The 12683-nt window shown below is 25.1% G+C and carries 12 protein-coding genes; all 12 read right to left on the bottom strand.

Features of this window, described 5'->3' with window-relative positions:
- Positions 1–2: 2 nt before the first annotated feature.
- Positions 3–458, bottom strand: coding sequence for a class Ib ribonucleoside-diphosphate reductase assembly flavoprotein NrdI (gene nrdI, locus SCANT_RS00500; protein WP_053945787.1), 456 nt, complete (start codon positions 456–458; stop codon positions 3–5).
- A gap of 3 nt (positions 459–461) precedes the next feature.
- A complete protein-coding gene (nrdF, locus tag SCANT_RS00495; protein WP_083434185.1) occupies positions 462–1484 on the bottom strand; it encodes a class 1b ribonucleoside-diphosphate reductase subunit beta in 1023 nt (340 codons plus the stop codon).
- Between the two features lie 506 nt (positions 1485–1990).
- On the bottom strand, positions 1991–2254 hold the full coding sequence (locus SCANT_RS00490) for an HPr family phosphocarrier protein (protein WP_053945786.1): 264 nt from the start codon (positions 2252–2254) through the stop codon (positions 1991–1993).
- Positions 2255–2338: 84 nt separating this feature from the next.
- Positions 2339–4507 carry an ATP-dependent helicase gene (locus SCANT_RS00485; protein WP_053945785.1) on the bottom strand — a complete coding sequence of 723 codons (2169 nt, stop codon included), beginning with the start codon at positions 4505–4507 and terminating at the stop codon, positions 2339–2341.
- A 71-nt stretch (positions 4508–4578) separates the two neighbouring features.
- A complete protein-coding gene (locus tag SCANT_RS00480; RefSeq protein WP_053945784.1) occupies positions 4579–5745 on the bottom strand; it encodes a serine hydrolase domain-containing protein in 1167 nt (388 codons plus the stop codon).
- Positions 5738–6418, bottom strand: a complete 681-nt coding sequence (locus SCANT_RS00475; RefSeq protein WP_053945783.1) for an RDD family protein — start codon at positions 6416–6418, stop codon at positions 5738–5740. Before SCANT_RS00475 ends, SCANT_RS00480 begins: the two co-directional genes overlap by 8 nt.
- A 16-nt stretch (positions 6419–6434) precedes the next feature.
- A complete protein-coding gene (locus SCANT_RS00470) occupies positions 6435–7403 on the bottom strand; it encodes a glycosyltransferase family 2 protein (protein ID WP_053945782.1) in 969 nt (322 codons plus the stop codon).
- Between the two features lie 102 nt (positions 7404–7505).
- A complete protein-coding gene (asnS, locus tag SCANT_RS00465; protein WP_053945781.1) occupies positions 7506–8867 on the bottom strand; it encodes an asparagine--tRNA ligase in 1362 nt (453 codons plus the stop codon).
- 68 nt (positions 8868–8935) lie between these two features.
- A complete protein-coding gene (locus tag SCANT_RS00460) occupies positions 8936–10045 on the bottom strand; it encodes an alpha/beta hydrolase (RefSeq protein WP_053945780.1) in 1110 nt (369 codons plus the stop codon).
- Between the two features lie 24 nt (positions 10046–10069).
- Complete coding sequence (locus tag SCANT_RS00455; RefSeq protein WP_053945779.1) at positions 10070–10849, bottom strand: MurR/RpiR family transcriptional regulator; 780 nt, start codon at positions 10847–10849, stop codon at positions 10070–10072.
- Between the two features lie 10 nt (positions 10850–10859).
- On the bottom strand, positions 10860–11816 hold the full coding sequence (tsaD, locus tag SCANT_RS00450) for a tRNA (adenosine(37)-N6)-threonylcarbamoyltransferase complex transferase subunit TsaD (protein WP_053945778.1): 957 nt from the start codon (positions 11814–11816) through the stop codon (positions 10860–10862).
- Positions 11817–11942: 126 nt separating this feature from the next.
- Positions 11943–12653 (bottom strand): purine-nucleoside phosphorylase, encoded by a 711-nt coding sequence (deoD, locus tag SCANT_RS00445; protein WP_083434237.1) that lies wholly within the window; start codon positions 12651–12653, stop codon positions 11943–11945.
- Positions 12654–12683 lie beyond the last annotated feature (30 nt).

Raw genomic sequence — 12683 nt, 5'->3', positions numbered from 1 at the left:
TTTTATTCCTCTCAAAAATCTTCCAAGATTTTTCTTATTGTTTCAACATCATTTACTGTTCCTAAAAGCTCAAATTGATATAGTAAAGGAACTTTTAATTTTTTAGAAATTATTGGTCCTGCAATTGCAAACGTATCACCAAAATTAGTGTTTCCAGAAGCTATTACTCCTCTACATAAATTTCTGTTATTTTCATTATTTAGAAATCTAATTACTTGAACTGGTACAGCACCCTTTGTGTCTCCGCCGCCTCCAGCATAAGTTGGAGTTATTAAAACATATTCCTTTTGAACAATTAATTGATCATCTAATTCATAGGGAATTCTTGCATCATTTACATCTAGTTTTTCCATAAATCTATGGGTATTATTAGAGACTGAAGAAAAGTATACAACAAATACTTTTCCCTTTGGTTTTTTAATATCTTTATTTGATATTCTAATAACATCATCATGCATTAATTAAAATTCTCAATCCTCATCAGATGTTTCTTCAGTTACACCCATAACATATGATGACCCATTCCCTGAGAAAAAGTCATGATTTTCATCAGCTCTTGCTGATAATTGTGTAAATATTTCTGGTTCGATTCTAGTTTCTTCTTCTGTAAATGGAGATTCATATCCTAAGTTTTGTAAAAATTTTCCTGCATTGTATAAACTAAATCTGACTGCATCTTCTGCAATACCAAACCCGTCATATAATTCATATAAAAATTTATTTTCTAAATCTATTAATTCATATAATAAGTCAAATACAAATTTTTTCATCTCTGCTTGTTTTTCAGGAGATAATTTTTCAACTTTTCTTTGATATTTATATCCACTGTAATAATTATGAATAACTTTATCTCTTAAAATTAATCTTATAATATCTGATGTATTTGGTAATTTACCTCTTGCTGATAAATAAAACGGTAAGTAAAATCCTCCATAAAGTAAGAACCCTGGCATAAGTGCTGCTGCAACTTTTGATTTTAATGGATCATTTCCTGTGTAATATGGTATTAATGCTTTAGCTCTTTCTTGCAAACTATCACAATTAATTACTCATTCATGTGCTTCTTCTATTTGGTCACTTGAACATAATGTAGAAAAAATTGTTCCATAAGATCTTGCATGAACAGCTACCATAAATGCAAAATTAGTATAAATAACTTGCTCATGATCTGTTAATGAATTTTGAACTTGAGCAACATCTCCAACAGTTGCTTGAATAGTATCTAATAAAGTAAGTCCAGTAAAAGTTCTTGTTACTAATTCTTGTCATTCAGGAGTTAGTGTTTTTCAAGAAACTAAGTCATTTGAAACTGGTACTTTTTCAGGTAATCAAAAATTTTGTGTAGCTCTATTTCAAACCTCTAAATCTTTATCGTCATTCATTACATTTCAATTCACTGATCTCATTCTTCCTTTAAACTTATTTAAAGCAAATTCAATCGGAGAAAGTGAATCATAGTAATATTGGTTTTTTTTCTTTGCCATTTTATATATCGCCTTTCGTTTAATTCTATTTTTTATAGAATAATGCGCTATAACAAGCGCCTATAATTATGAAACTGTGCCTAGTTTTGTTGTTAAAAATTTTACCTAGAAAAGTAAGTGATTTCACTTAAAACTTTTTAGTAAATAAATATTAAGTGAAACAAAAAATACAATATTTATATTATGGCTAATGTAATGCTATTTTAGTCTTTTTTTATAGCCAATGAAAAGACTAATATAAATATCCTTTTAACTTTAATTATTATAAACCTCCTGATTTATACTTTTTCAGTTAATTTATAAATTTAAATCTTTTGTTAAATTTGAAGATATTTTTATGTGAAATGTTTTTTTATTTCTATAATGTTATAACCAAAAAAGGAAAAAAAAGGTATAGTTTTTTCAAAAAAGTTTAAGAAAATAATTCATTTAATTTAACTAAATAAGATTTTTTTTCTAAAAAATGTTAATAATAAAAAAAAGCCTTATAAAAAGGCTTATTAATACTAGATAATTGAGTTATCTTTCATTGCTTTTTCAATTGCCTCAATAGCTGCACTTTCGTCTTCGCCATTTGCTTCAATTGTAATTTCAGCACCAGTTTTTACTGCAAGTGCCATAACGTTCATAATTGATTTCAAATTACCTTCTTTATCTCCGCATTTTATTTTAATTTCTGATGCATATTTTGATGCTTCTTTTGTTAAAACTGATGCAGGTCTGGCATGTAATCCTACTGGATCAATTACTTTAGCTGTGAATGAAGTCATATATTATCCTCCTTAACAATATTATTGTATATAAAAATGTTACATATACAATAAAAAAATTGCTTTAAATTTTAATTAAAATTATTATATTTTTTCTCATGCACTAGAGCTAATTGGTATCATTTTAACCCCTTGTTTGGGGTCTGAAAATGCCACTGAGATATACCTATCAATAACTTTAACAACTAGTCCATCTCCAAATATCATATGCTTTATTTTATCTCCCTTAATAACTCCAGCTTCTAATTTATCAGGTCTAAACTCTAAATTTGCTTTTCCCTTATAAGTACTTGAAACATCAGTATTTGAGTGAAAATAAATACTTTTTTCAATTTCATATAATTCAGGATTAAGTTCTTGAATAAATCTTGAAGGTCCTAATTCTCCATTAGAAATATAAGAATATTCTCCAGATACATACGATATAAATACTCTTTCCTGTGCTCTTGTAATAGCAACATAAAAGGCTCTTCTTTCCTCTTCAAGATTTTCAATTGATAAAAAACTCATTTTTGAAGGAAATACATCTTTATTTAAACCTACAATAAATACTACTTTGTTTTCTAATCCCTTTGCGGAATGAATTGTTAATAAAGTAACCTTATTTATCTCGCTTTGATTATCTTCATCGCTTGATAAAGCTTCTTCTTGTAGAAACATGACTGCTCTATTTAATTCATTTTCAGATTCATTATAATAATTATCATATTTTTCCATTTGGTCATAATAAGCTTCTAAATTTTGTAGTGCTTCAATATCTTCTTTATCTTTTAAATCTAATCGGTCTCTATAACCAGATTCTTTAATTAAAGTTTCTGTTAACTTTAATATACTCTTATTTTCTTCAAAAATCTCTCTTGCTTTTATTAAACAAGCAACCAGTTCATTTAAATTTTTTGATATTTGATTGACTTCTTGATTTTGAGATGTCAAAAAATCAAATAAGTTTAAGTTCAATTGCTCTGAAGCAATTTTTAATTTTGAAGCTGTTACAGCTCCTACTTTAGGAGTAAATGTAAAAACTCTTTCCATAGCTAAGTCATCTTTAAAAACAACTGAACGCAAAAGTGCAGTTACATCTTTAATTACTTTTCTATCTCTAAACTTAAATCCACCAATAAGTTGAAATGGAACTTTCTGATTTTGAAACTCCTTTTCAAATTCTTGAGATCAAGCATTTGTTCTATAAAGTACAAAAATATCTGAGTATTTATAATTATTTTCTTCAACTAATTCCTTAATTTTTTTAGTTACAAATTTTGCTTCAAAATTTCTTGAAGCCACTTCTTTTACTTGAACAATTTCTCCCGCTTTTTTTTGAGTAAAAATATCTTTTTTTTCTCTATTTTTATTATTATCAATAAAATTATTTGCTATATCCAAAATTGGTTTTGTTGATCTATAATTTTCAGTTAACATTATTGTACGTGAATTTGCAAATTCATTTTTAAAATTAAGAATAATATTAACTTTTGCCCCTCTTCATGAGTAAATAGTTTGATCTGGGTCTCCAACAACTGTTAAATTATTTTTTGAACCTGTTAATCATTTAACCAAATCAAATTGAGTGTAATTTGTATCTTGAAATTCATCAACCATTATATAATCAAATCTATTTCTTCATTTTTCTCTTATTTGTATATTTTCATTAAAAAGTTTATGAACCTTTAAAATTAAATCGTCAAAATCTAAATAATTTTTATCATATAAATATTGTTGATAATCTCTATATGCTTTTGCTCATTTTTTTTCTTCAAAATTGAAAGTTTCTTCATAAGCTTCATTTCAATCAATTTGTTTTGCTTTTCAATTACTTATTTTTGATAAAATTTTTCTTTCTGGTCTATTTTTATCAGTGCTAATATCAAGTTTTTTAATTATATCTCTAATTATCTTCGCCTGATCTGATGCATCAATAATAGTAAAATCCTTTGATATTCCTATATCTTCGCAATCTTCTCTAAGTACTCTGACACAAAAAGAGTGAAAAGTTGTAATTAACGGATTTCTATCCAAATTTGGAATTATTTTATTAACTCGATCTTTCATTTCCTGAGCTGCTTTATTTGTAAAAGTAACTGCTAATATTTTTGGTGGATAAATTCCTTCTTTTTCTATTAAATACGCTATTTTAGTTGTTATAACTCTTGTTTTTCCACTACCTGCTCCTGCAATTATTCTTACAGGAACATCTGTAGTGATTACTGAATCTAGTTGCTCATCATTTAATTCTTTTAATAGTTCTTTTATCATATAAATAACTCCTATAACTTTTCTATAATATCAATTTTTTAAGATAAAACTTAAAAAATTAAAGTAATAATTTAAATACTTTTTAAATCTTTATAAAGTTCTGCAAAAAACTCACTTTCAATTAATTTATTATGTCCTGGTTTTGAACTTAACATTAAACAAACACTAAATTTATTTAATGGATCAACTAAACCAATTGACCCTAATAATCCATCTCAACCGAACTCTCCAATTTCAGTTAAAGGGAAATTGTCATTTTTTATTCTTACTCTAACCCCATAACCATAACTATAATCTTCATTTAAAGTTCATCTAAAATTTGATTTCAATTTCTTTAATTTATCTGATGTCATTTCTTTTAATATTTTTTTACTAATAATTTGATTTCCCTTTGAATCTTTTCCATCAATTAAAAAATCTAAAAATTTTAAATAATCTTTTACAGTTGTAAATAAACCAGCTCCACCCATTGGCATTTTGGGAACCTTATCAATCTCTTGAATGAAAAAATTAAAATTCTCAACTTTTTTTAATATTGGTTCATCATTTACTAAACTTCAATTATAAACTTTTGCCTCTCTATTTTTGTCTTTTAAATAAAAATCGCTGTCAGACATTTCTAATTTATCAAATATTGCCTCTTTTACAAAATCTCTATAAGTCATCCCAGTAACTTTTTCAATAACACCTGCAATAACATCAAGAGATAGTCCATATCTCCAATTTGTTCCTGGTTCAAATTCCAAAGGAATTTTTGAAAGTTTTTTTATAAATTCTTTGTAATTCATAAATTCACCATTAACAGGTTTTACAAATTCTGATAATAACACTGTTGTTTCTTTTTGTGTTATATTTTTATTTCCGAAATATGCTAACCCTGATGTCATTGTTAATAGGTGTTTAATTAAAATCTCTTTTTTGGCATCGATTATCTCATTATTATTTAAAACTTTCATATTTTTAAATTCTGGAAAAAATTTATGTAAAGGTTCATTTAAACTAATTATCTTTTTATCAATTAAAGTTAGAAACGCAGCCACAGTTACAGTTTTTGTAAGAGAATAGCCTCTAAAAATTAAATCTTCATTCATTTTAGTTTTTTTATCTACATCATTAATACCAAATGAAAAGGAAAAAATATTTTCTTTATTTCTATTAATTTTTAAAACTGCTCCGGTAAAATATTTTTTTTCGACAAACTCTATTAATTTATTTTTTGTATTTTCAAAATTATTCATCTTCTTCTCCTATTATTTTTTTTATTTCTTCTAGATTAATTTTACCTGGTTTATTTTTTTGTAAATGAACATGATCAAACTCTTGCTCATTTTTTTCTATTATAATTATTTTTTCAAGATAATAAACTCTTGTTTTTAATTTAAGATCAATTGCTGAAATATTATCTTTTTGCAAATAAATTGTTAAAGGTATATACATAAATCACATTGCTAAAAAAGCATATCCAATATTATTTATTATTTTTAAGATTATCATATTATTGGAATCTCTTGGAGAAGTAAATAAAATAATTCCCATAATAATCTGAATAATTAATAAAAAAAATAAAGGGATATATAAAAAATATAATTCTCTAAAGAAAATTTCTGACATTTTAATTTTTTCATAATTACTTTTTTTCAACCTTAAATTAAAAATTAATTTTCCTAAAGTATTTCCCTTGCAAAAGTATGGCAAAAAAACAAAATAAAAAAATAATACTATTTGACTTATTGGAATGTTAATAAGTAAACTTTTTAAATCGTGAATTGGATTTAAAAAAGATAATAGTAAAGTTGGAATTGAACATAAAATAATATCAAAAAATCTTGCAAAAAATATTCTTCCTAAATGTGGTTTAACCAAATTTCTAAAAGAATCTCTTTCATCTTTTTGATTTTCTTGATTTATCATTAAAAATCTCCCTTTTTTATTTAGCTAATTTTAATAAATTTTTCATATATGATGAAAACCCTTTTATTATTTCTTTGAACCTTTCATCTTCTGTTTCTAAAAATGCTTTATTATTTTTCATAAAGTCTTCTCTTTTATCTTCAAATTTTCTTATTGCAAAATTTGCTGACTTTTTAATTAGTAATTTATTATCAAATTTTTTAATATTTCATAATCATATATGAATCATAGTTTTGTAATATGCATAATTTAAATAATCTTTTAAAGGCTTAAATTTACCAATTCTTCTAAAATAATTTAAAATATGAGTTCATTGATTAACTAAATCAAAAACTGAGTATTGAACTTTTTGTAAATTCATTTCTTCTAAAGGTTCATTTATATTTAAAAACAAATAAGAATTTGCTTGACCTAAAACTTTATATGCAAATAACATATCATATCTTACAAATCTTCTAAATTTGAAACCAAATTCCTTTAGTAAATTAGTTTTAAACAACTTGTTTGATAAAGAAGTACTTAAGTAAGCAAAAGGTTGATATTCATTATTTAAATTATAAATCTTTCCTTTTTCTAATAGAGTATCAATGCATTTATCAGATAAACCAGTTAATTGAGTAGTATATTCTAAAACATCAATTTCTTTATTATCATATTTTGCCAATTCTTTTTTTAATAAACTAATAAAATTAGGATTAATTATATCTCCTTGAGATATAAAATGTATATATTCACCATCAGCTAAATCAATAGCTGTATTTCAACAAACTGAAGCTCCTTGAATTGAACTATTTATAACTATTTTTATATTTTCAATATCTCAAAAATATTTTCTTGATATTGAAAGTTGCTCATTACTTTCTAACATTTTATCTGCAATTAAAATTATTTCACAATCATTATCACTTTGATCTAAAATGCTTTGTAATGTAGCATCAATATTTTCTTCAATATCTTGTCACGTAAGAACAAATGAAACTAACATAGAATACCCCCTACTTATTACAATAATTTTACACTAATTTATAAGTACAAAAAACCTTTTCTAGAAATACATAATAAATAAAAAAGCAAAAATATTTTGCTTTTAAAATAATAAATTTTTAGGTGTTCTTGGAAAAGAAATTACATCTCTTATATTTGAAGCTCCAGTAACATACATTATAAGTCTTTCAAATCCTAATCCAAATCCTGATGATTTATAATATCCAAAATTTCTAAGTTCGTTATATCAACTTAAATCCTCAGGTTCAATTCCCATTTCTTTACATCTTTTAATAATTTTATCAAAACTATCTTCTCTTTGACTACCACCAACTAATTCACCAATTCCTGGAACTAATAAATCTGCTGCTGCAACAGTTTTATTATTTTCATCTTGTTTCATGTAAAATGCTTTAATCTCTTTTGGGTAATTGGTTACAAATGTTGGGCACTTATTAACAACCTCACAAATATATCTTTCATGTTCTGTAGCCAAATCAAGACCAAATTCAATATTTGATTCTTCAAATTTATGACCATTTTTAACTGCTTGTTTAAGAACTTCAATAACCTCTTCATATTTACTTACAACAAAATTAGATTTTCTTACATTATTTAATTTATCAATTAATCCTGTTTCTAAATTTTCATTGCAAAATTCTAATTCTTCTTTTGCAGTTTCAAAAATATAGTTAATTGTATATTTAATTAAACTTTCAATTACTTCTAAATTTTCTTTTAAATCACAAAAAGCCATTTCCGGTTCTATCATTCAGAATTCAGCTGCATGTTTTGAAGTATGAGAATTTTCTGCTCTAAAAGTTGGACCAAAAGTATAAATATTTTTAAAAGCCTGAGCATATGATTCACCATGCAATTGACCAGAAACTGTTAAACTTGCTTTTTTACCAAAAAAATCGTCTTCATAGTTACCATCTTTTTTTGTGGTAACTGTAAATGATTCTCCTGCACCCTCAGCATCATTTCCTGTAATTATTGGTGTATTTACATAAATATAATTTTTTTCTTGAAAAAATTTATGAATAGCAAATGCTGCTACTGATCTAATTTTAAAAATAGATTGAAAAGTTTTTGTTCTAGCTCTTAAATGAGATATCTCTCTTAAGAATTCAGGAGAGTGTTCTTTTTTTTGAAGTGGATATTCTTCAATTGCTTGATCTAATAAAATAATTTCTTCAGCTTGAATTTCAAACTCTTGTTGCTTACCAGGAGTTAAAATTACTTTACCTTTAATTTCAATGATTGAACCCACTCTAGATTGTGTGGCTTGTTCATAACCTTTAACATCAGATTTATAAACTACTTGAACATCTTTAATTGTTGTTCCATCATTTAAAACTAAAAAACTGACAGCTTTACCTTGTCTATTATTTCTTACTCTTGCAATTAAATTTATACTTTTTATTTCTTTATATTTTAAATATAATTCTTTAATATCTTTCATATTAACACTTCCTCTTACAATATTATTATACAAAAAAGAAAGTTAAAACTCTCTTTTATTTTTATTAACTAATTTAATAAAAGAGAAATTTTATCTTTTCTTTCAAATTTTAATAAGTTTCAATCTTCAACTAATTGATTAAATAATTCATTATCTTTTTCATACAAATTAATGAACTCTGCCAACTTGTAATTGTATGTCTTAAAGTGATACCTTACTGATTGAGTGTGCATTGAAAAGTTAAAAACTAAATAATCATCTTTTTTACAATTTCTTTTTAATAATAATTCATAAGTATCTGAGCAACTTGTAACTTTATCATCTGTTGAATGAAAAAATAAAGTTGGAAATAAACTCTTATGATCAGCTGTATCTAAAACTTTAAATATACTTGCATTATGCAAATTTAAATTGCTTTCATGTCTATTATGTTTTTCAATTAATCTATTAATAACTTTTTTAGTTCTTCTTTTTGGTAGTAAAAATAAATAAATATTTCTAACATGCAAAAATAATCTAAAGACACTTCCAAATCCTGCATCGGAAACTAAAAATTGTAAATTTAATTTTTCAAATTCTTCTTTGTATACTATTGAACAATAATTGATTACAAAAGCACCCATACTAGTTCCCATTAATGCTAGTTTATCAACTTTTTTATTTTCTTTAATTCAATCAACTGCACCCATCAAATCATGTTGCTCATTAGCACCCATAGTTGTAGAACCATTTTCTGATTGACCATGGCCTCTAAAGTCAAAAACTAAAATATTGTAACCCATCTTTGCAAATGCCATTGCATGATGAAGTGATCAAGTTTTATGTCCAGCAAATCAATGACAAGCAATTACTCATTTATTTGAGTTTTTATTAGGTTCATAAACTAAACCTGAAATATTTAACCCATCTCTAGCTTTAAAATTAATTGAAGATAAATTTTCAATATCTTTTACTTCAATTTCTGGTCTTTTATAAAACCTTCTAACAATTTTATTTGTTGTAAGAATTTCTTTAAGTCAAATTTTATCTTCTTTGGTTTTATTATATACCTTGACTTTTTTAGAAACTCTTAAAGAGGATTGAGAAAAAGGTTTTTCTAATCCTGAATAGAAAACTCTAAAACTTCTTTTAACACTATTTAATAATGTATTTTTTCTTTGTCTTTTTGATTTTTTCATAGTTTAATATTCTTTTCTACATAATTAATTATCTGAATTTAAAAAGTGATAAATTAATAAATCATTAAAATAATTAAAGGGTACAGAATTAGAAATATGTCCCTTATATATACTTTTATCAGGATTATCAACAATTAATGTATGAATAGAACTTAAGTATTTTGTAATATCACTTGACGCTACTTTTCCTGAAATATATATTACTTTTCTTTTCATTTCTCCCAATTCAGTTATAGCTTTATCTAATCTTGATGAATTACCATATCTTGTAAAGAAAATAAAAATATCATCTTCATTTGAAGTTTTAATTCTATCTTTTATTGTTTCTTGATCACTGTCTAATAAGTAAACATTAAATCCACTTTTGTAAAAAAAGTTAGAAAGTTCTTGAGCTGGACCTGAAAGTAAATTTTCTCAATAACAAAAAAATATTTTTTTTGAAGATTTAATAATATTTAATGTATCAAATATTGATTTCTTTTCTATTAAAGCATAGTTTTGTTTAATTATATTAATATATCCAGAAACCACATTTTCGTCATTTTTTGCTATATTTATTTCCTGATTTTCTGCATCATTTGCAAGTGAAATAGCAAAATCTCTAAACCCCTTAATGTTTAATTTTTTTAGTAACCCATAAATAGCACTATATCCTGTTCCTGCTTCTTGTGCCATTCTTTCAATTTTCATATTAGTATCAACAATTTCTTTTAAGTGATCTTTAATATAGTCAACAATTTTCTTTTCTTTTATTGTTAAATCTTTATCATCAATAGTTGTTAATTTGCTTAAAAATGATCTCATAAATTTTCTCCTACTTTTTATCTTTAACTAAATACTCATTTGTCAGCTCAGCTATCATAGCTGCATTATCTGTACAATACTTTAAATCTGGAATAATAACTTTTTTTATATTATATTTTTCTCCTACTTTATAAAAAATGCTTCTAATGCTTTGATTTGCACTAACTCCTCCCACAACAGTTATTGTATTAGGTTTAAATTCCTTAATTGCTTTTTCAAACTTTATCATTAAAGTATCAATCGCTGTTTTTTGAAAACTTGCACAAAAGTCTTCAATTATAATCTCTTCATTATTTTGATTAAGTTTATTGATCAAATTGAGACTCGCAGTTTTTAAACCCGAGAATGAAAAATCATAACTATCATCATTTTTGCTAATTGGTAATTTATATTTTTTATCATTTCCATTTTGCGCTAATTTATCTATTACAGGTCCACCAGGATAATTAAATCCTAAGACTCTTGCAACTTTATCATAACATTCACCAACAGCATCATCTTGAGTAGTACCTATTAATTCAAAACTCAATGATTCCTTTAAAAGTTGAATTTGTGTATGACCACCACTAACCACTAAAGCTAATACTGGATATTGAAATTTTTGTTCAATATTGGCTCCATAAATATGGCCTTCAATATGATTCATATCTAGCAATGGTTTTTTTAAATACGTCGATATAGTTTGTGCAACTAATTTTCCTATAATTAGACTTCCAATAAGTCCTGGATTAGATGTATAAGAAATATAATCTATATCTTCTAACTGAGAATTACTTTGTTGAAGTGAATCTAATAATACCCAATGAAAGTTTTCAACATGTAATCTTGAAGCTAATTCCGGAATAACTCCTCCAAATTCGGAGTGTTCTTTTATTTGACTTGAAATTACATTAGATAAAACTTTTCCTTTATCCATGATTGAAATACTAAATTCATCACAACTTGACTCAATAGCCAAAATTCTCATTTAAATCCTCCCTTTATAAAGTTAAATTAATTTTACTATATTTTAATGTTTAGTAAAAGGTCTAATAGAATATTTTTCCAAAAAGCAAAAAAACACCATTTTGGTGTTTTTTTGCTTTTTAATTTACTATTTTAACTCTATTGAAGCTTCTAGAGCAAGCTCTATCATTCCCATAAAATTATTTTGTCTTTCTTCAGCACTTGTTACTTCATTAGTAACTAAACTATCTGAAACTGTCAATAAGCACGCTGCTTGTTTTTTTGTAAGTTTTGCATTTGCAAATAATGCAAAAGTTTCCATTTCAACAAGAGATAAATTATTAGCCTTTGCAAAATCAAGTACATTTTCATATCTATAGAAAACATCAGATGAGTGACATCTTCCACTATGAATTTTAATATTCTTTTTCTTTGCAACTTCTTCTATTTTATCAAATAAAACTTTACCTGCTTCAATTATGTTTGAATCAATGTTTGCAGCAATTTTTGCATAATTGTTTTCTCCAAATGATTCTTTAACATTAAAAATGTCATAAACTTTTATTTCTTCTTTATAACTTCCAGCACTTCCAACTCTTATAATGTAATCTACATCATAAAATTTAAAAAGCTCATATGAGTAAATTCCAATACTTGGACAACCCATTCCACTTCCAGCAACAGTAATTTTTACACCTTTGTAAGTTCCTGTATACATAAACATATTTCTAACTTCATTTACAAGTTTTACATCTTCTAAATATGTTTCTGCGATTTTTTTTGCTCTTAATGGATCTCCTGGCATTAATACGATTTTTGCTATATCTTCTTTTTTAGCATTAATATGTGGTGTTGGTATATTCAAAATAATAATCCTCCTCTTACCAAG

Source organism: Spiroplasma cantharicola (genome assembly GCF_001281045.1).
In the GTDB taxonomy this organism is placed as follows: Bacteria; Bacillota_I; Bacilli_A; order Mycoplasmatales; family Mycoplasmataceae; genus Spiroplasma_A; species Spiroplasma_A cantharicola.
Note: the sequence above shows the minus strand (reverse complement) of the source record. Positions and strands in the feature narration are given on the sequence as shown.